The sequence below is a fragment of the Muricoccus nepalensis genome, assembly GCF_006438825.1.
In the GTDB taxonomy this organism is placed as follows: Bacteria; Pseudomonadota; Alphaproteobacteria; order Acetobacterales; family Acetobacteraceae; genus Roseomonas; species Roseomonas nepalensis.
The window spans coordinates 112,509-131,636 of the sequence record NZ_RCZP01000009.1; the positions used below are offsets into that span (position 1 = coordinate 112,509).

17 protein-coding genes are annotated in these 19,128 nt (G+C 74.0%); 12 read left to right on the forward strand and 5 right to left on the reverse strand.

All coding sequences use genetic code 11. The annotated features are described in order from the left end of the window. The first annotated feature begins 93 nt into the window (after positions 1 to 93). The gene (gtdA, locus tag EAH89_RS11980; RefSeq protein WP_140883264.1) at positions 94 to 1,167 is read left to right on the forward strand and encodes a gentisate 1,2-dioxygenase; all 1,074 of its coding nucleotides are present in this window, start codon (positions 94 to 96) and stop codon (positions 1,165 to 1,167) included. 23 nt (positions 1,168 to 1,190) lie between these two features. Here gtdA and EAH89_RS11985 read toward each other — a convergent pair whose 3' ends face one another. Beyond that, positions 1,191 to 2,153, reverse strand: a complete 963-nt coding sequence (locus EAH89_RS11985; protein ID WP_140883266.1) for a Bug family tripartite tricarboxylate transporter substrate binding protein — start codon at positions 2,151 to 2,153, stop codon at positions 1,191 to 1,193. Positions 2,154 to 2,167: 14 nt separating this feature from the next. Continuing rightward, positions 2,168 to 2,890 carry a class II aldolase/adducin family protein gene (locus tag EAH89_RS11990; RefSeq protein ID WP_140883268.1) on the reverse strand — a complete coding sequence of 241 codons (723 nt, stop codon included), beginning with the start codon at positions 2,888 to 2,890 and terminating at the stop codon, positions 2,168 to 2,170. Between the two features lie 197 nt (positions 2,891 to 3,087). Here EAH89_RS11990 and EAH89_RS11995 point away from each other — a divergent pair, with 197 nt between their 5' ends. The 3 genes from EAH89_RS11995 to EAH89_RS12005 all read left to right on the forward strand — a co-directional run bounded on the left by EAH89_RS11995 (position 3,088) and on the right by EAH89_RS12005 (position 6,116). After that, on the forward strand, positions 3,088 to 3,546 hold the full coding sequence (locus EAH89_RS11995; RefSeq protein ID WP_140883270.1) for a MarR family winged helix-turn-helix transcriptional regulator: 459 nt from the start codon (positions 3,088 to 3,090) through the stop codon (positions 3,544 to 3,546). 110 nt (positions 3,547 to 3,656) lie between these two features. Further along, positions 3,657 to 5,108, forward strand: a complete 1,452-nt coding sequence (locus EAH89_RS12000; protein ID WP_241666987.1) for an FAD-binding oxidoreductase — start codon at positions 3,657 to 3,659, stop codon at positions 5,106 to 5,108. 36 nt (positions 5,109 to 5,144) lie between these two features. Continuing rightward, positions 5,145 to 6,116: a Bug family tripartite tricarboxylate transporter substrate binding protein gene (locus tag EAH89_RS12005; protein WP_140883272.1), complete on the forward strand. Its 972-nt coding sequence runs from the start codon at positions 5,145 to 5,147 to the stop codon at positions 6,114 to 6,116. Positions 6,117 to 6,140: 24 nt separating this feature from the next. On the opposite strand, the gene EAH89_RS12010 is transcribed toward EAH89_RS12005, so the two are convergent. Both EAH89_RS12010 and EAH89_RS12015 read right to left on the reverse strand, forming a co-directional pair. Then, a complete protein-coding gene (locus EAH89_RS12010; protein WP_241666988.1) occupies positions 6,141 to 8,198 on the reverse strand; it encodes a lytic transglycosylase domain-containing protein in 2,058 nt (685 codons plus the stop codon). Between the two features lie 346 nt (positions 8,199 to 8,544). Further along, positions 8,545 to 9,375, reverse strand: a complete 831-nt coding sequence (locus EAH89_RS12015) for a uracil-DNA glycosylase (protein ID WP_140883274.1) — start codon at positions 9,373 to 9,375, stop codon at positions 8,545 to 8,547. Between the two features lie 118 nt (positions 9,376 to 9,493). Between EAH89_RS12015 and EAH89_RS12020 the strand changes: the two genes are divergently transcribed. Both EAH89_RS12020 and EAH89_RS12025 read left to right on the forward strand, forming a co-directional pair. Continuing rightward, positions 9,494 to 11,170, forward strand: a complete 1,677-nt coding sequence (locus tag EAH89_RS12020; protein ID WP_140883403.1) for an electron transfer flavoprotein-ubiquinone oxidoreductase — start codon at positions 9,494 to 9,496, stop codon at positions 11,168 to 11,170. After that, positions 11,167 to 11,928, forward strand: coding sequence for a 3-oxoacyl-ACP reductase (locus tag EAH89_RS12025; protein WP_140883276.1), 762 nt, complete (start codon positions 11,167 to 11,169; stop codon positions 11,926 to 11,928). The genes EAH89_RS12020 and EAH89_RS12025 overlap by 4 nt, the downstream gene beginning before the upstream one ends. Here EAH89_RS12025 and EAH89_RS12030 read toward each other — a convergent pair whose 3' ends face one another. Beyond that, positions 11,929 to 12,348 (reverse strand): MarR family winged helix-turn-helix transcriptional regulator, encoded by a 420-nt coding sequence (locus EAH89_RS12030; protein ID WP_140883277.1) that lies wholly within the window; start codon positions 12,346 to 12,348, stop codon positions 11,929 to 11,931. It abuts the gene before it with no gap. Positions 12,349 to 12,429: 81 nt separating this feature from the next. Between EAH89_RS12030 and EAH89_RS12035 the strand changes: the two genes are divergently transcribed. The 6 genes from EAH89_RS12035 to EAH89_RS12060 are packed head-to-tail and all read left to right on the forward strand — an operon-like array spanning position 12,430 to position 19,114. Next, the gene (locus EAH89_RS12035; RefSeq protein ID WP_140883279.1) at positions 12,430 to 13,476 is read left to right on the forward strand and encodes a M29 family metallopeptidase; all 1,047 of its coding nucleotides are present in this window, start codon (positions 12,430 to 12,432) and stop codon (positions 13,474 to 13,476) included. Between the two features lie 60 nt (positions 13,477 to 13,536). Beyond that, positions 13,537 to 14,286: an alpha/beta fold hydrolase gene (locus tag EAH89_RS12040; RefSeq protein ID WP_140883281.1), complete on the forward strand. Its 750-nt coding sequence runs from the start codon at positions 13,537 to 13,539 to the stop codon at positions 14,284 to 14,286. Beyond that, positions 14,286 to 15,554, forward strand: a complete 1,269-nt coding sequence (locus tag EAH89_RS12045) for an acyl-CoA dehydrogenase family protein (RefSeq protein ID WP_140883283.1) — start codon at positions 14,286 to 14,288, stop codon at positions 15,552 to 15,554. The genes EAH89_RS12040 and EAH89_RS12045 overlap by 1 nt, the downstream gene beginning before the upstream one ends. Beyond that, complete coding sequence (locus tag EAH89_RS12050) at positions 15,551 to 17,026, forward strand: class I adenylate-forming enzyme family protein (RefSeq protein WP_140883285.1); 1,476 nt, start codon at positions 15,551 to 15,553, stop codon at positions 17,024 to 17,026. Before EAH89_RS12045 ends, EAH89_RS12050 begins: the two co-directional genes overlap by 4 nt. Continuing rightward, entirely contained in the window at positions 17,023 to 18,132 is a 1,110-nt protein-coding gene (locus EAH89_RS12055; protein ID WP_140883286.1) for an NAD/NADP-dependent octopine/nopaline dehydrogenase family protein, read from the forward strand. Before EAH89_RS12050 ends, EAH89_RS12055 begins: the two co-directional genes overlap by 4 nt. Continuing rightward, positions 18,122 to 19,114 (forward strand): 3-hydroxybutyryl-CoA dehydrogenase, encoded by a 993-nt coding sequence (locus tag EAH89_RS12060; RefSeq protein ID WP_140883288.1) that lies wholly within the window; start codon positions 18,122 to 18,124, stop codon positions 19,112 to 19,114. The genes EAH89_RS12055 and EAH89_RS12060 overlap by 11 nt, the downstream gene beginning before the upstream one ends. Positions 19,115 to 19,128 lie beyond the last annotated feature (14 nt).

Genomic DNA, 19,128 nt, shown 5'->3' on the forward strand with positions numbered 1-19,128 from the left:
GGAGCGCGCTGCGCCGCCCGCGGGACCGGCGGGAAGGAATTGACCCTACACGGATTGTCCGTGTACGGTCAAACAACAAAGAGGAGGGCGACCATGGACGCCAACGTGAAGGCCGCGCCCGGCACGCAGGATGCGGCCGTGGAGGCGAAGCGCCAGGAATTCTACGGCCGCATCGGCCACCAGAACCTCACCCCCCTCTGGCTCTCCCTCGCCGAGCTCGTCACCCCCGAGCCCCGCAGCGCCTGCCGCCCGGCGAGCTGGCGCTTCGACGAGATCCGCGCGGCCATGATGGAGGCCGGAACCCTCATCACCGCCAAGGAGGCCGAGCGCCGTGTCCTCGTGCTCGAGAACCCGGGTCTGCGCGGCCAGTCCCGCATCACCACCTCCCTCTACGCCGGCGTGCAGCTCGTCCTGCCCGGCGAGGTCGCGCCCGCCCACCGTCACTCGCAGACGGCGCTACGCTTCGTGCTCGAGGGCGGCGGCGCCTACACCGCCGTGAACGGCGAGCGCACGATCATGCAGGAGGGCGACTTCATCATCACGCCCCCCATGGCCTGGCACGACCACGGCAACGAGAGCGACCGGCCGATCTTCTGGCTCGACGGCCTCGACGTCCCGCTCGTGCAGTTCCTCGATGCCTCCTTCGCCGAGCACCTCGACCAGGACGAGCAGCCCGTCACGCGCCCCCTCGGCGACAGCGACGCGCGCTACGGCGCGAACCTCCTGCCCGTGGACCACAAGGCGGGCGGCGGCAGCTCCCCCGTCTTCAACTACCCCTACGCCCGCACGCGCGACGCGCTGGAGCGCATGCGCCGCGCCGAGGCCTGGGACCCCTGCCACGGCCTGAAGATGCGCTACACCAACCCCATCACCGGCAACCACGCCATGGCGACGATGGGCACCTTCATCCAGCTCCTGCCGAAGGGCTTCTCCACCGCCGCCTACCGCTCCACCGACGCCACCATCTTCGTCCCGATGGAGGGCCAGGGCCGCAGCTTCATCGGCGACGACTTCGTGGTGGATTGGGGCAAGCGCGACGTCTTCGTCGTCCCCTCCTGGAAGAAGGTCCGCCACGAGGCGGCGGAGGAGAGCGTCCTCTTCTCCTTCTCCGACCGCCCCGTGCAGGAGGCGCTGCACCTCTGGCGCGAGGACCGCGGCAACGCCTGAGGCGCCGCGAGACGGGCCGGGGGCTACTCCGGCTCGATCCGCGCCACCTGCGCCATCTGCCCGCTGCGCACGTCCTCGGTGGCGATGAAGCGGGCGAAGGTGGCGCGGTCCTCCGTCACCGGCTCCGCGCCCTGCTCGGCGATGCGGGCGCGGATCTCGGGCTCGCGCGAGATCGCCTGCACCGCCGCGTTCACGCGGTCCGCCTCGGCGTCGGGCAGGCCCTTCGGCGCCCACATCGCGTACCACAGCGTGAAGTCGAGCGAGGGCATCCCCTGCTCCACGATCGTCGGGATCGCCGGCGCGCGGGGGGAGCGCCGCGGCCCCATGATGGCAAAGGCGCGCAGCCGCCCCTCCTCGATCTGTGGCAGCGCCGAGCCGAGCGGCGCCACCATCAGCGCCGTGTTGCCCGAGATCACGTCCGTCAGCGCCGGCGCCGTGCCGCGATAGGTGACGATAAGGCTTTCGAGCCCCGCCTCGCGCTTGAAGCCCTCGGTCGCGAGATGCCCCATGGAGCCGAGGCCGGAGTTGGCGAAGGTGAAGCCGTCCGGCCGCGCCTTCATCGCCGGGATCAGCGCGGCGACCCCGCCCTCGGGCGTCGCGCGCGGGTTGCCCACCAGCACCATCGGCGCCGTTGCCAGGCGCGAGATCGGCGTGAAGTCCGCCACGGGGTCGTAGGGCACCGCCTTCATCACCCGCTTCGCCATGAGCTGGATGTCGGCGTTGACGAGATAGGTCAGCCCGTCCGGCGCCGAGCGCGCGACCTCCGCCGCGCCGAGCGTGTTGTTCGCGCCCGAGCGGTTCTCCACCACCCAGGTGGTGCCCAACACGTCCCCCAGGCGCGAGGCGTAGATCCGCCCGATGACGTCGATCGCCCCGCCCGGCGCGGCCGGGACGACGAGCCGCACCGGCCGCCGCTGCGCGCGCGCGACGCCGGGAAGGCCGAGCAGCAGGGCCGCGGCCCCAAGGTGGCGGCGACGGATGCCCATGCCCGGCCCCTCCTCTAGATGCCGCCGTAGCCGGCGCGCGCCCGCCAGTAGCTCCAGGCGCGGTCGAGCGGCCGCTCGCCCATCAGCATCTCGGCGGTCATCCGGGTCTCGCCCTCGGTCAGGTAGCGGGGCTTGCCCATGGCCATGGCGCGGGACTGCAACTCCGCGTTGTCCTTCATGCGCACGGAGACGAAGACCACCGCGGGCAGGGACTGCGCCGCGCAGGCGGCGCCGTGGTTGCGCAGCAGCACCGAGGTCCCGCCACCGAGCGCCCGCGCCAGGCTGTCGGCCTTCGGCACGTCGTCGATGAGCATGTTGGTGTCGCCGAACTCGTCCCGGCTGTCCCAGACCGGCACCGGCCCGCCGAGCACGGAAGCCATGTGGAACACCGGCCGCAGCGGCACGTCGTCCACCACCGTGTAGGGCAGCACCGCCGGCGAGTGGTGGTGCACCGTCGCCTGCACGTCGGGGCGCGCCGCGAAGATCCGCGCGTGCAGCACGCTCTCGAGGTAGGGCCGCAGCCCCTTGGGATCGACCGGCACGCCGTCGAGCGTGAACTCCAGCAGGTCGTCCCGGGTGACGATCTCGGGCGAGCGGGAGCGGGACACGAAGAAGCGGTCCGCGCGCCCGGGATGCCGCACGGCGACATGCCCGAAATCGTCCAGCACCCCCTCGTGCGCGAGGATGCGGTTGGCGATCACGAGATCGCCGAGCACGCCGTGCAGGTCCTGCGTCAAGCCGTCGCCTCCCATCCTCTGCCGGATCGTGCCCCAGGTCGCACCCTGGATCCGCAACCTGGATCGTGCGCGGGGCCTTGCCGGGCCGGGAGGAGCGGTCGCGCGGCCCTCCCCATTCTTGTTGAAAGGCAGTATGCGGTCTTTCAGCATGCCGTCAATCGGCCGCCCGATCCCCTCCCGCCACGGAGCCCGCCCCGATGCACGACCTCTACGCCATGCCCGGGCACCTCATCCGCCGCGCCCAGCAGATCTCCGGCGCCCTCTTCGCCGAGGAGGCCGGCGCGCACGAGCTCACCTCCGTGCAGTTCGCCGCCCTCTACGCCATCCGCGAGAACCCGGAGGTGGACGCGACGCGGCTCTCGGCCCTCATCGCCTTCGACCGCTCCACCCTCGGCGGCGTGCTCGAGCGGCTGGAGGCCAAGGGATGGATCGGGCGCAGCCACGCCGAGGGCGACCGCCGCGCGAAGCGCCTCCGCCTCACCGCGGAGGGCGCCGCCCTCCTCCGCCGCGTCGAGCCCGCGGTCCGGCGCGTGCAGGACCGCCTCCTCGCCCCCCTCTCCCCCGCGGACCGCGTCACCTTCATGCGCCTCCTCGCCCAACTCGCGGAGGTGCACAACGAGGTGACGCCCGCCCCGCTCCGCCGCGCCGCGGGGTAGTCATCGCCGTCCGCCCGCGGCCCCGCGCTTGAAGCGCGCGCCCGGATCGGGAAGAAGGCAGCCGGGATCGCGCCCGGCTCCTCGCGCGCCCGGGATGGAGGCCCAGCAGCATGAGCGTTCCGATGGCCGTGGCCGCCGACGACGGTCTGGTCGAGGAGCTGGCGGGCCTCGTCGGCCGCCCGCACGTCCTCGCGCCGGGCGAGGACCACGCGCCCTACGTCGTCGATTGGCGCGGGCGCTACCACGGCAAGGCCCTCGCCGTGGTGAAGCCCGCCAGCACGGCCGAGGTCGCCGCCGTGGTCGCGCTCTGCGCCCGCCGCGGCATCGCCATCGTGCCGCAGGGGGGCAACACCGGCATGTGCGGCGCCGCCACCCCGGACGCGGAGGGACGCTCCGTCGTGCTCCGCCTCGACCGCCTGAACCGCGTCCGCGCCGTCAACCCGCTCGCGAACTCCATCACGGTCGAGGCCGGCTGCATCCTGCAGGCGATCCAGGAGGCCGCGGCCGGCGTGGACCGCCTCTTCCCCCTCAGCCTCGGCGCGGAGGGGAGCTGCCAAATCGGCGGCAACATCGCGACCAACGCCGGCGGCACCGCCGTGCTCCGCTACGGCAACACGCGCGAGCTGGTGCTGGGCCTCGAGGTCGTGCTGCCCGACGGCAGCCGGCTCGACCGGCTGCAGGGCCTCAGGAAGAATTCCAGCGGCTACGACCTGAAGCAGCTCTTCATCGGCGCTGAAGGGACCCTCGGCGTCGTCACCGCGGCCACGCTAAAGCTCTTCCCGCGCCCGCGCGTCTCGGCCCTCGCCATGGTGGCGCTGCCGGAGATCGAGGCAGCGCTGACGCTGCTGGGCCGCCTGCGCGACGCCGTCGGCGACCGCCTGACCAGCCTCGAGGCCATGTCGCGCGGCCAGGTCGAGGTGATCGCCGAGCACGTGCCCGACGTCCCCATCCCCTTCGCCCTCGAGGCGCCCTGGTACCTGCTGATCGAGCTGACGGACACGCTCGCCTCGACCAACCTCCGCACCCCGCTCGAGGAGGTGCTCGCCGCCGCCCTGGAGGAAGGTCTGGTGACGGACGCCGTCCTCGCCGAGAGCGGGGCCCAGGCCGGCGCGCTCTGGAAGATCCGCCACTCCGTCTCCGAGGGTAGCAAGCGCGCCGGCTACGTCGTCAGCCACGACAGCGTCGTGCCGATCGAGAACGCGCCGCTCTTCGCGCGCAACGTGGAGCGCCGCATCCTCGAGGAGGTGCCGGGCGCGCGCGTCGTGATGCACGGCCATGTCGGGGACGGCAACCTCCACGTCCTCGCCATCCTCGACGCGCGGCAGTTCCCGGATGCCGTCACCGCCGCGCCGGTCGCGCGCCGCATCAACGCGGTGGTCGACGACGAGACCGCGGCGCTCGGCGGCGTCATCAGCGCCGAGCACGGCATCGGCATCAGCAACCGCGACCGCCTCGGCCGGGTGACGGACCCCGTCGAGCTCCTCCTCATGCGGCGCGTAAAGGACCTGCTCGACCCCACCGGGATCATGAACCCCGGCAAGGTGCACCCGCCCGGCGCCTGACCGGCTGCGCCCCGCCCAACGTAAAGAAAGATGCCCATGAACCGCCGCACGCTCCTCGGGACCGCCCTCGGCTCCGCGCTCGCGATCCCCGCCGCCCGCGCCCAGGCTTGGCCCACGCGCCCCGTCCGCCTGATCGTCCCCTATCCGCCGGGCGGCGCGACGGACGTGATCGCGCGCATCTACGCCGACCACATGGGCGCGACCCTCGGCCAGCCCGTCGTTATCGAAAACCGGCCGGGCGCCAGCGGCAACATCGGGATCGACGCGGTGGCGAAGGCCGCGCCCGATGGCCACACGATCGGTGCCGGCACCGTCAGCAACTTCTCCATCAACCAGTACCTCTACAAGTCCGTCCCCTACGACGTGGAGCGCGACCTCCGCCCGCTCGCGCTCGCCTGGGAGTTCCCGAACATCGCCGTCGTCGCGCCGGGCAAGGTGCCGTCGCGGACTCTGGGCGAGTTCATCGCCTGGGCGCGGGCGAAGCGCGGGGGCGTCACCTACGGCTCCACGGGGGTCGGCACCACCACCCACCTCTCCTCGGCCATGCTGTTCAGCCGCCTCGGCATTGAGGCCGTCCACGTCCCCTACCGCGGCGCGGCGCAGATCCAGCCGGCGCTGCTCGGCGGCGACATCGACTTCGCGATCGACGGCGTCGCCTCTTACCAGGGGCTCGTCGAGGCCGGGCAGATCCGCGCCCTCGCCGTCACCAGCGCGGAGCGCTGGCCGACCTTGCCGGCGGTGCCGACCATGGCCGAGGGCGGCATGGACAACTTCGTCGTCACCGTCTGGGGCGGCTTCGTGGCCCCCGCCGCCACCCCGGACGCCGTGGTCGAGCGCCTGGGCGCCGCCCTCAAGGCGACGGTCGACGACGCCTCCCAGCGGGACCGCTTCGCCCGCGTCGGCGCGAAGCCGATCTGGACCACGCCCGCCGAGGCCGCCGCCCGCGCCGCGCGCGAGCGCCCGATGTGGCGCGAGACGATCGAGAAGTCCGGCGCCCAGGCGGACTAAGGGCCGGACGAGGGGCGGCCGCCCTCAGGACCCCCGCCCGCGCGCCACCATCCGCGCGAGCTCGTCCACCCCCAGGAAGCGCGGCGTGCTGCCGGCCGCCAGCGCGTCCAGGCTCGGCGAGGGCAGGCCGAGCCGGCTCGCGTAGATCCAGGAATAGGCGAGCACGCGCTGCACATAGGCCCGCGTCTCGTTGAAGGGGATGCTCTCGATGAAGAGGAAGGGGTCCTCCCGGTGCCCGTTCGCGGGCATCCAGCGCGAGAGGTTCCCCGGCCCCGCGTTGTAGGCCGCGAGCAGCCGGATGAGGTTCCCCTGCACGTTCTCCTGGCCCGAGAGCTGCAGCAGGTAGCGCTGCCCGAGCTCCAGGCTGTAGCCGGGGTCGTGCAGCCGCCGGCTGGACCCGTCGCGCAGCGCGGCGTCGCCGGTGATGTAGGCGGCCGTCGCCGGCATCACCTGCATCAGCCCGCGCGCCCCGGCCGGGGAGACTGCGTCGGGGTCGAAGTTCGATTCCTGCCGCGCCAGCCCGTAGATCAGCGCCGGGTCCGCCCGCCACCCGCCCTGCGGCTCCAGCCGCGGCACCGGGAAGCGCGCGTAGTCGCGCGGCCGCCCGTCCGCGGCCTGCGCCTGGGAGGCGAGCATCGTGGACAGCTCCGGCATCCCCGCGGCCGTCGCCGCCGCCAGCATCCCGCGGGCCAGCGCCGGGTTGCCCTGCGCCACCGACCACAGCCGGCGAAGCTCCGCCTCCGCCCGCGCCTTCTGCCCGACCTGGATCAGCGCCAGCGCCCGCCAGCCGCCGGCGGTCTCCGCCAGCACGGCGCCCTCCGCCTCCCCGGCCACGTCGCTCTCCCAGGCGAAGCCCGGCGGCAGGCCGAGCGCGCGGCGCGCGACGAGCCCGTAGAAGGTCCGCGGCTCCTGCGCGGCCTGGAGCATCCAGGGCACGTAGCCCTGCGGCCGGCGCGAGCGCACGGCGGCCCGTGCCGTCCAGAAGGCCGCGGCCGAGCGCAGCACCGCCGGCGCCGCCTCGTTGCGGGCGGCCGATTCGAAGAAGGGCAGGGCGGCCTCGTATTGCCCGAGCCCCCAGGCCGAGAGCCCGGCCAGGTAGCTCGCCTGCGCCGGCGCCCCCGCGGCCCGCGCGGCGAGAGAGGCGACGCGGAAGGCCTCCGCGTCCTTGCCGGAGGTGAAGAGCGCCGAGGCCACGTCCGTCTGCAGCGCCGCCGCATAGGCCGGGGTTATGCCGCGCGTGCCGGCGATGTGGCGCAGCGCCTCCGCCATCTCGCCCCGCCCCGCCATCTCGCGGACGGTGCGGTCGAGGGCGGGGTTGCGGGCCAGCGGCGCCCGGGCCGCGGCCGGCGGCTCGCGCTCCTCCGGGGGAACCTCCTGGCCGGGGGCCGGCACCGCCTCCGCGGCGGGCTCGCCGGGCAGGGGCGGCACCTCGGCGCCCTTCGGCAGCCGGGCCACCAGCAGGGCGTGCAGCCGCGGCGCGTCCGCGTAGTCCGCGTGCTCGGCCAGCCAGGCGCGAAGCTCCGCCACCGTCGGCTCCACCCCGCCGGGCCGCCAGCGGTCCGCGAGGACGTGGCCCATCAGCCGCCGGTCCTCCAGCCGCTCGGCCTCCCGCGCCGCCTGGGCCATGTCGCCCCGCGCCTGCAGGTCAAAGATCCGCCGCAGCCGGGCCGCCTCGGAAGGGGCGAGGGGCTGGGGCAGGCCCGCCGGCATCCGCGGCTGCGCCCCGGCGAGCGGCGTGCGGGCGAAGGAGAGGGCGATCTCCTGCGGGGTCCGCATCTCCGGCAGCCGCCCGGAGAGGGGGCGGGAGATCGCGATCGGCTCGGGCTCGTGCGGCTCGATCATCGCCGTCCGGGCCCGCTCTGCGGGGGGCGCGCGGCCCACGGCCCGGGACGGCGCCGGCCCCGACCGCCGCGACGCCTCGGCCGCGCCCCGCCCGCCCGCCCGCGCCGGCTCCCGGCGGGAACCGTCGCGCGCCACCCGGTGCGGCACCTCGCGGCCTGGCACCGCGCGCGCCTCCCGGCGCACTCCTTCGCGCGCCTCGCGGCGTGACGCCACCGGCGGCCGCGCGGAAGGCCTCTCCACCGGGCGGAGGGTTCCTTGCCGTGCCGGCGCGGCGCGGGTCGTGCGGTGGCTGTCGCGCGGCAAGGCCTGCTCGCGGCGCGGATGGCTCTCCGATGCGCGCGACGGGGCAGCTTCGGCCCCGGCCCCGCACAGGGCGAGGGCCAGCAGCAGAACCAGCCATGCCGCGCGCTGTCGCCGGGGGGGACGGCGATCGAGCCCGGGGGGGGAAGCTCGCATGGAGGGTCGGCGTTAAGCGCCGGGGCCGGGCGGGGCAACCCGCGAGCGCGTGATGCCCGGCCCCCCGGCGCGTGAATCAAAGGCTTGGCCGCGCGCCGCCGTTCACGTTCCGGTCACTGGTAACGCGGCGTTATGGAATCGGCGCCCCGTCCAGGGCCCGCCGCAGCAGCCGCAGGTCCGTCCAGGCCTCCCGCTTGGCCGCGGGCTGGCGCAGCAGGTAGGCGGGATGGAGCGTGGCCAGGGTCGGCACCGGGCCGAGCCCCGGCACCTCCAGGCTGTGCCACTTCCCCCGCAGCCGGGTGATCCCCTCGTTACGCCGCAGCAGCGCCTTCGCGGCCGTGCCGCCCAGCAGCACGATGTGGCGCGGCCGCACCAGCGCCAGGTGCCGCAGGACGAAGGGCGTGAAGACGTTCATCTCCGCGTCCGTCGGCGTGCGGTTCCCCGGCGGCCGCCAGGGAAGGATGTTCGTGAGGTAGGCGTTCCGCGCCCGCTCCACGCCGATGCTCGCCAGCATCCGGTCCAGCAGCCGGCCGGACACCCCGACGAAGGGCTTGCCCTGCCGGTCCTCGTCCGCCCCCGGCGCCTCCCCGACCAGCACCAGCCCCGAATCGGCGACCCCGTCGGCGAGGACGAGGTTCCCCGCCGTCTCCCGCAGCGGGTGCTCGAGGGCGGCCAGCGCGGCCCGCAGCGTCTCCAGGCTGTCGGCCCCCGCCGCCAGCTCCCCCGCCCGGCGGGAGGCGGGGGCGAAGGCCGCAGCGGGCGCGAGGACCGGGGTGGGGCGGGACGGCGCCGCCCGCGCGGCCGGGGCCGCCGCCGGCAGGGCGGCCGGGACAGCCGCGGCCGGCGCCCGCGCGCGGGTGCGGTCCTGCGGCGCCTCCTCCAGCGCCTCGTCGGCGCCCCAGGCGATCTGCAGCTCCAGCGCGGCGAGCAGGGCCGCGGTCTCGGCCTGGTCAAGCTCCATGCCCCCGGTATCGCCCCCCGGCGGGCCTTCGTGCAATGGCATGGGGTTACAGCCGGCCCGGGGCGACGCTACATCCCGGTCAATCTCAGGAGGAGCCCCCGTGTCAGACCGCGAGAGCATGGAATTCGACGTCCTGGTGGTCGGCGGCGGCCCCGCGGGGCTGGCGGCCGCCATCCGGCTGAAGCAGGTCGCGCCGGACGCCACCGTCTGCCTCGTGGAGAAAGGCTCGGAAATCGGCGCCCACACCCTCTCCGGCGCCGTGCTCGAGCCGCGCGCGCTGGACGAGCTCTTCCCCGACTGGCGCGACGACCCGCCGGCGCTGATGACGCCCGCGGGCGACGACCGCTTCATGCTGCTGACCGAGAAGCGCGCCATCAAGCTGCCAACGCCGCCCGCGATGAACAACCACGGCAACTACGTCGTCTCGCTCGGCAACGTCTGCCGCTGGCTGGGTGCGAAGGCCGAGGCCATGGGCATCGAGATCTACCCGGGCTTCGCCGCCTCCGACCTCGTCGTCGAGGACGGCCAGGTGAAGGGCGTGGTCGCGGGCGTGATGGGTATCACCAAGGAGGGCGAGGAGGGACCGGACTTCCAGCCGGGCATGGAGCTCCGCGCCACCTACACGATCTTCGCCGAGGGCTGCCGCGGCTCGCTCACCAAGCGCCTCTTCGAGATGTACGACCTGCGCAAGGACTGCCAGCCGCAGACCTTCGCGCTGGGCATGAAGGAGCTCTGGGAGATCCCGAAGGAGAAGCACACGCCCGGCCTGGTGTGGCACTCCACGGGCTGGCCGCTGAAGAGCGACACCTACGGCGGCTCCTGGCTCTACATGCTCGGCGAGAACCTCGTCTCCATCGGCTTCGTCGTCGGCCTCGACTACAAGAACCCCTGGCTCTCGCCCTTCGACGAGTTCCAGCGCTTCAAGACCCACCCCGCCGTCCGCGGCTTCCTCGAGGGCGGCAAGCGCATCGCCTACGGCGCCCGCGCGCTGAACGAGGGCGGCGCGCAGTCCGTGCCGCGCCTGGTCTTTCCGGGCGGCATGCTGGTCGGCGACACCGCGGGCTTCCTCAACGTGCCGAAGATCAAGGGCACGCACACCGCGATGAAGAGCGGCATGGTGGCCGCCGAGGCCGTCGCCGCGGCGCTGGCCACCGAGGACCGCCCCCCGGTGCTGGAGAGCTACCCCGAGGCCATCCGTCACTCCTGGGTCTGGGACGAGCTGCACAGCGTGCGCAACATCCGCCCGGGCTTCGCGAAGTACGGCTTCTGGGGCGGCATGGCCGCGGCCGCGCTCGACACCTACGTCTTCCGCGGTAAGGCGCCCTGGACCTGGATCCACCACGCCGACCACGAGACGCTCAAGCCCGCCGCCGAGAGCAAGCGCATCGACTACCCCAAGCCCGACGGCAAGCTCACCTTCGACCGCCTCTCCTCCGTGTTCCTCTCGAACACGAACCACGAGGAGAACCAGCCGAGCCATCTCGTGCTGCGCGAGCCGACGCGCTGGAAGGCCGTGAACTGGGAGCAGTTCCGCAGCCCCGAGAGCCGCTACTGCCCCGCCGCCGTCTACGAGGCCGTGGGGCCGGAGGCGGAGCGCGAGCTGCGCGGCACGCCCGACGCCGAGGCGACGGGCCAGGGCGCCAGCACCGAGGCGGGCGACGCCGCCGTGCAGCTCGTGATCAACGCGCAGAACTGCGTGCACTGCAAGACCTGCGACATCAAGGACCCCACGCAGAACATCGACTGGCGCACGCCGGAAGGTGGCGGCGGGCCCAACTACATCGGTGGCATGTGAGGATCGACGAGCAGGTCGTCCTCGTCACCGGCGCGGGCCGCGGGCTGGGCGCGGCCATCGCCACCGCCTTCGGCCGCGCCGGCGCGCGGGTCATGGTGAACTATCGCCGCAGCGCCGAGGCCGCGGCCGCCGTCGCCGCGCCCTTCGGCAACCGCGCGGCCGCCGTGCAGGCGGACGTGACGGACGCGGCCGCCGTCTCGACGATGCTGGGCGAGGCGGAGAAGCACTTCGGCACCAGCGTGACCACCGTCGTCCACAACGCCCTCTCGGACTTCCGCTTCAACGGCGACGCGCGGCCGAAGATCGGCGAGATCGCCTGGACCGACTTCGCGCCGCAGCTGGAGGTCTCCCTCCACGGCGCCCTCAACCTCATCCAGGCCGCCGCCCCCGCCATGGCCGCGCGCGGCTTCGGCCGCATCGTCACCATCGGCACGAACCTCTTCCAGAACCCGGTGGTGCCCTACCACGACTACACCGCCGCCGAGGCCGCGCTGATCTCCCTCACCCGCACCGCCGCGGCGGACCTCGGGCCGCAGGGCATCACGGTGAACATGCTCTCGGGCGGCCTCCTCCGCACCACGGACGCGAGCAGCGCGACCCCTGAGGCGGTCTTCGACATCATCGCCCAGTCCACCCCGCTCCGCCGCGTCACCACGCCCGAGGAATTCGCCGACGCCGTCCTCTTCTTCGCCTCCCCCTGGAGCCGCGCGGTGACGGGACAGAACCTGGTGGTGGACGGCGGCCTCGTCCGGGACTGATCAGCCCTCCCCGATCAGCAATTGCAGCGCGCGCAGGATGAGCGCGCGCTCGGCCTCGTCGAAGGGCGCCAGCCTCTCCCGCTGATGCGCGCGGGCCGCCGCCAGCACCGGCTTCACCCGCGCGCGCCCCTTCGGCGTCAGGTGGATCAGCACCCGCCGCCGGTCCTCCCGCGCCCCGCGCCGGCGCACCAGCCCCTCCGCCTCCATGCGGTCCAGCACCTTGGTCATGCTCGGCTGCTTCATCATGACCATCGCGGCGAGCTGCCCGACGGCCAGCCCGTCCGCCTCCGCCAGGCAGGCCAGCACCCGCCACTCCGGCACCGACAGGTCCCAGGTCCTCAGCGAGGCGTGGAAGGAGGAGGACACCGAATGGCTGGCGCGGGCCAGCAGGTAGGGCAGGTAGGTCTCGGTGAAGGCCACGGAAAACCCATCCCTTTTCATATTTCTTGACGCGCCGCCTCGTCCGCGCCCGAATGCGCCGCGAGCAGGGGAGGGGGCAGCATGTTTGCGGACCGGATCGAGCACAAGTGGATCGAGGCCTTCGCCGAGGTCCTCGCCAAATGCGCCGTCCGCGAGGGCGAGGCGGTCGCCATCCTCTCGGAAACCCAGTCCCGCGCCCTGAACGTCCACCTGGCCGAGCTCGCCCTGCTGCGCCTCGGCGCCCGCCCCTTCCACCTCGTCCTGCCCACCGCCCGCAACCCGCACCCCGTCCCCATCCGCTCCACCGGCGCCAGCGAGGCGATCGAGGGCCTGGCGCCCGTGGTGGGCGCGCTCTCCGCCAGCTCCCTCGTCGTGGACCTCACCGTGCAAGGGCTGATGCACGCGCGCGAGACCGCCGCCATCCTCAAGGCCGGCGCCCGCATCCTCTCCATCTCCAACGAGCACCCGGAGGCGCTGGAGCGGATGCGCCCGGACGACGCGCTGGCCGCCCGGGTCCGCGCCGCGACGAAGATGCTGCGCGGATCGCGCCGCATGACCGTCCGCTCCGCCGCCGGCACCGCGCTGGAGGTCGATATGGCCGGCGCCGCCACCGTCGGCGTCTGGGGCTGGACGGACCGGCCGGGAACGCTGGCCCACTGGCCCGGCGGTATCGTCGTCAGCTTCCCCGCCGCCGGCACCGTCAACGGCACGCTGGTGCTCGACACCGGCGACATCAACCTCACCTTCAAGCGCTACCTCGCCGCCCCCATCCGCCTGACCATCGAGGCCGACTACGTCACCGCCATCGACGGCACCGGCCCCGACGCCGAGATGCTCCGCCGCAGCTTCGCCGCGTGGGGCGACCGCGACGCCTACGCCGTCTCCCATGTCGGGTTCGGCCTGAACCCCGCCGCGCGCTACGAGGCGCTGTCGATGTACGACCAGCGCGACACCAACGGCACGGAGCTCCGCGCCGTCGCCGGCAACTTCCTCTTCTCCACCGGCGCCAACGAGTTCGCCGGCCGCTACACCCCCGGCCATTTCGACATCCCCGTCATGGGCACGGACATCCTCCTCGACGGCACCCCCGTGGTGCTCGGCGGCGAGGTCCAGCCGGTCTTCGGCTGATCCCGTGCTGGACAGATCCATTCCTTTTCATATGATCGGCATGTCAACGAAGGGCGACCCATGACCCCCGTCGTCATGCTGCACGGGATCGGCGCGGACGGACGGCTCTGGCACCCCCAGCGCGCGCCCTTCGCCGCGCGCGGCTACGAGGCCGTCCCGCTCGACCTGCCCGGCTACGGCGCCCGCCCCCAGGTGGAGGCGCTCGACTTCGAGACCATGGCCGCCGACGTGGAGGCCGCCATCGCTGCCCGCGGCCTGCAGCGCCCGGTCCTGCTCGGCCACTCCATGGGCGGCATGGTCGCCCAGGCCCTGCTGCGCCGCCGCCCGGACGCCTACGCCGCCGCCATCCTCTGCGCGACCAGCCCTGCCTTCGGGAACCCCTCCGGCGACTTCCAGCGCGACTTCGTCGCCGCCCGCCTGCGGCCGCTGGAGGAGGGCCGGACCCTTGCTGAGATCGCGCCCGAGACCCTCGCCGCCCTCACCGGCCCGAACGGCACCCCCTTCCGCGACCTGGCCCTCGAGGCCCTCTCCGCCACCCCGCCCGCCACCTTCCGCGCGGCGGTCCGGGCCCTCGTCACCTTCGACGAGCGCGCCAATCTCGGCGCCATCCGCGTCCCCGTCCTGTGCCTCGCCGGGGAGGTCGACACCAACGCCCCCGCGCCGATGATGCAGCGCATGGCCGGCAAGATCCCCGGCGCCGCCTACATCTGCCTTCCCAAGGTCGGCCACCTGCCGAACATCGAGGCGCCGGATGCCTTCGACGCCGCCGTCCTGGACTTCCTGGACCGCCACCTGAAAGGGCCCCGCTGATGGACACGCTCCCCGCCGACCTCCTGCAGGACGAGCCGATCTTCGCGCCCGAGGCCTTCCGCCTCACGCCCCAGCAGGCCGAGCTCACCGCCCGCGCCCGTCGCTTCGGCAAGGCGGTCCTCGCCCCCCGCGCCGCCACCTACGACCGCGAGGCGCGCTTCCCCATCGAGAACTTCCGCGACATGCACGCGGAGGGCCTGCTTCGCATCTGCGTGCCCGAGGAGGACGGCGGCGAGGGCGCGGACTTCACCACCTACTGCCTCACCGCCGCCGAGCTCGGCCGCTACTGCGGCGCGACCGCCCTCTCCTGGAACATGCACGTCTGCTCCACCCTCTGGTCCGGCCTGCTGTCGGAGGACCTGGAGATGACCGAGACCGACCGCGCCACCCACCGCGCCCGCCGCGCCCGCCACTACCGCCGCATCGTCGAGGAGGGCGCCATCTACTCCCAGCCCTTCTCCGAGGGCGGCGCGGCCGCTGCCGGCGCCATCGCCTTCGGCACCGAGGCGCGGCCGGTGGAGGGCGGCTACCTCGTCAACGGCAAGAAGATCTTCGCCAGCCTGTCGGGCGCCGCCGACTACTACGGCATCCTCTGCACCGAGCGCGCGGGCGACGAGGCCGCGAGCCGCCGCAACACCCTCTACCTCGCCATCCCCGCGACAGCCGAGGGCGTCAGCATCACCGGCGACTGGGACCCGCTGGGGATGCGCGGCACCGTCTCCCGCACGCTGCTGCTAAGGGACGTCTTCGTGCCGGAGGACGCCATGCTCATGCCGCGCGGCGTGTACTTCCAGGCCGCCGGCCGCTGGCCGCACATGTTCATGACGCTGACGCCGACCTACATGGGCCTCGCCCAGGCCGCCTACGACTTCGCCGTCGCCTACCTGCGCGGCGAGGTCCCGGGCACGCCGCCCGTGAAGCGCCGCATGTTCCCGACGAAGCAGATCGCCGTCGCCGAGATGCGGGTCATGCTTGAGCAGACCAAGGCCCTCTGGTTCCAGGCCATCCGCGAGGCCCGCCCCGATCCCACGCGCGAGCAGGTGATGCGCGCCTACGCCGCCCAGCACACGGTGATGGAGAACGCCAACGCCATCGCCACCAAGGCCATCCGCACCTGCGGCGGCCAGGCGATGCTGCGCAGCCTGCCGCTGGAGCGGATCTACCGCGACAGCCGCTGCGGCTCCCTCATGCTGCCCTGGACCGCCGAGATCTGCCTCGACCGCCTCGGCCGCGACACGCTCTACAAGCCCGGCGAGCGCTACGAGTGAGCAACCTCGCCGCCCACATCGACCGCAACGCCGCCTTCGCGCCCGGCAAGGCCGCGCTCCGCTTCGAGGGCGCCGCGATCTCCTACGCGGCCTTCGCGCAGGAGATCGCCCGCGCCGCGCGGATGCTGCGCGCCGTCCACGGCGTCCGCCCCGGCGACCGCGTGGCGGTGCTGGCCGCGAACCACCCCGCCTACCTCTCGCTGCTCTACGCCTGCGCCCGCCTCGGCGCGATCCTGCTGCCGCTGAACTGGCGCCTCGCCGCGCCGGAGCTTCGCTACATCCTCGAGCACGCGGAGCCGCGCGTCGCCTTCGCCGAGCCCGCCTTCACCGAAACCTTGCGCGAGGCCGCGCCCGGCCTGCCCGCGGCCCCGCTCGTCATCCCCGACGGCGAGGGCGACGCCGAGGGCCCCGGCACGCTCGAGGACCCGCTCCTGCTGGTCTACACCTCCGGCACCACCGGCCGCCCCAAGGGCGCGCTGCTGGCGCAGGAGGCAATCCTCCACAACGCCGTCATGAGCCACCACATGCACGGCATGACGGCGGCGGACCACGTCCTCGCCGTGCTGCCCTTCTTCCATGTCGGCGGCCTCAACATCCAGACGACGCCCGCCCTCCAGGCCGGCGCCACCGTCACCATCCACGCGCGCTTCGCGGCCGACGCCGTACTGGCGGCGGTGCAGTCCGACCACCCGAGCCTCCTCCTCACCGTTCCTGCCACGCTGCGCGCCCTCCTGGCCGCGCCCGGATGGCACGGCGCCGACCTCTCCTCCCTCCGCGCCATCAGCACCGGCTCGGAGCCTGTGCACCCCGCGCTGGTCGAGGCCGTCACCGCCCGCGGCCTGCCACTGCTCCAGGTCTATGGCGCGACGGAGAGCTGCCCCATCGCCATCTACACGCGCCTCGGCGACGCCGCGCCCGCCCCCACCTCCACCGGCCTGCCCGGCCTTCTCTGCGAGGCCCGCGTGGCCGACGACGAGGGGCGCGAGCTTCCCCACGGCACGGCGGGCGAGGTCCTCCTCCGCGGCCGCAACCTCTTCCGCGGCTACTGGCGCGACGAGGCCGCGACGGCCGCCTGCGTGACGAAGGGCTGGTACCGCACGGGCGACATCGCCACCCGCGACGCCGCCGGCCACTTCCACGTCCACGACCGCCGCAAGAACCTCATCATCTCCGGCGGCGAGAACATCTACCCCGCCGAGGTCGAGCGCGTGCTGCTCGAGCACCCCGCCATCGCCGAGGCCGCCGTCCTCGGCGCGCCCGATCCCAAGTGGCAGGAGGTCCCCGTCGCCTTCCTCGTGCTGCGCCCGGGCGCCTGCCTCACGGAGGACGCGGTGCGCGACCACGTCGCGGCGGGGCTCGCCCGCTTCAAGGTGCCGCGCCGCGTCGTCTTCACCGACGCCCTGCCGCGCACCGCGCTCGGCAAGGTCCGCCATTTCGAGCTCCGCCCGCTGATGGAGACCGCCCGCGCATGACGCCACCCGCCCGCCGCCTCCGCATCGCCGTGCTCGGGGGCGGCAACGGCTCCTTCGCCGCCGCCGGCGACCTGACGCTCGCGGGGCACGAGGTCCGGCTCTGGCGGCGCGACGCGGCGGCGGTCAAGGCCCACCGCGCGGCCGGCGGCACCATCGCCGTGAAGGACGCGCGCGGCACGCGGGAGGCCCGCCTCGCCCTCGTCACCACCGACATGGCGGCGGCGATCGAGGACGCGGCGCTGATCCTCTGCCCCGCCCCCGCCACCGCGCAGCCCGACATCGCCCGGCTCCTCGCCCCCCTCCTCGCGGACGGGCAGGTGGTCTTCCTTCCCCCGGGCACGCTCGGCACCGTGCTCATGGCCCGCGCCCTGCACGAGGCCGGCCGCGCGCCGCGGGTCGCCTTCGCGGAGACGGGCACGCTGCCCTGGCTCGCCCGCAAGCACGGCCCGCACCAGGTCGCCATCACCGTGCGCGCCACGCGGCTTCCCGTCGGCGTCTTCCCGCTGGACCGCGCGGGAATGGCGCTGGACGCCGTCGGCGCCGCCTTCCCCGGCGTGATCGAGCCCTGCGGCGACGCCCTGTCCGGCGCGCTGATGAACGCGGGCGCCATCATCCATCCCCCGCTCATCGTTATGAACGCCGGCCCGCTCGAGCATTTCGAGAAATGGGACATCCACAACGAGGGCACCGTCCCCGCCATCCGCCGCACCACGGACGCGCTGGACGCCGAGCGCGTGGCCGTGCGCGAGGCGCTGGGCTACGGCGCCCCGCACTTCCCGCTCGCCCACCACTACGCGAAGACGGGCGAGGAATGGATGTACGGCCGCGCCTCGCACGACCGCCTGACCGAATCCGGCGACTGGCGGGAGCGGATCGTCCTCACCGGGCACCGCTACATGATGGAGGACCTCCGCCTCGGCCTCTCCCTCATCATCTCCGCGGCCGGACTCGCGGGCGTGCCGGTCCCGCTCGCCCGCGCCTTCTCCGCCATCGGCGCCGCCATCCGCGGCGAAGCGCCGGACTTCAGCGGCCGCACCCTCGCCGACGCCGGCCTCGGCGGCCTCGACCGCGCGGGCCTCGCCCGGGTCCTCCAGCATGGCTTCTGAGCGCCCGCCCATCGCCTGCCTCGGCGCCGGGCGCATGGGCCGCGGCATCGCGGTCGGCTTCGCCTATGCCGGCCACGCGGTCGCGCTGGTGGACGCCAAGCCCCGCCCGCCCGAGGCCTTCGCCGCCCTGGAGCGCGACGCCCTCGCCGAGATCGGCGACGCGCTCCGCACCCTGGCCGAACTCGGCCTCTTCGATCCCGCGCATGCCGAAGCCCTGCTCGCCCGCGTGCGCGTCGTGCCCGAGGCCGCGGCGGCGGAGGCGCTGCACGCGGCGGCGGTCGTCTTCGAGGGCGTGCCCGAGATCCTCGACCTCAAGCGCGAGGCCCTCGCCCGCGCCTCCGCGCGGATGGCGCCCGGCGCGATCCTCGCCTCCACCACCTCCACCATCCTGGTGGACGACCTCTCCCCGGCCGTGGCCGACCCGTCACGCTTCCTCAACGCCCACTGGCTGAACCCCGCCTACATCGTCCCCCTGGTGGAGGTCTCCCCCGGCCGCGCCACCGCGTCCGATACGCTCGCGCGGCTGAACGCCCTGCTGGAATCGATCGGCAAGGTCCCCGTCACCTGCGCGGCCAGCCCCGGCTTCATCGTCCCCCGCCTGCAGACGCTCGCGATGAACGAGGCCGCGCGCATGGTCGAGGAAGGCGTCGCCAGCGCCGAGGAGATCGACCGCGCGGTGCGCTACGGCTTCGGCTTCCGCTTCGGCGTCCTCGGCATGCTCGAGTTCATCGACTGGGGCGGGGGCGACATCCTCTACCACGCCAGCCGCTACCTCACCGGTGCCCTCGGCCACGAGCGCTACCGCGCGCCCGAGGTCATCGAGCGCAACATGCGCGAGGGCCGAATCGGGCTTCGCACCGGCCAGGGTTTCCTGGACTATTCCGGCCGGGACATCGATTCCTACCGCCGCCAGCGCCTCGGCGCCCTGGTGGAGAGGCTGCGGGCCGAGGGGCTCGCCAAGCCACCGGTGCTCCCGGACTGAACCGGGGCGCGACA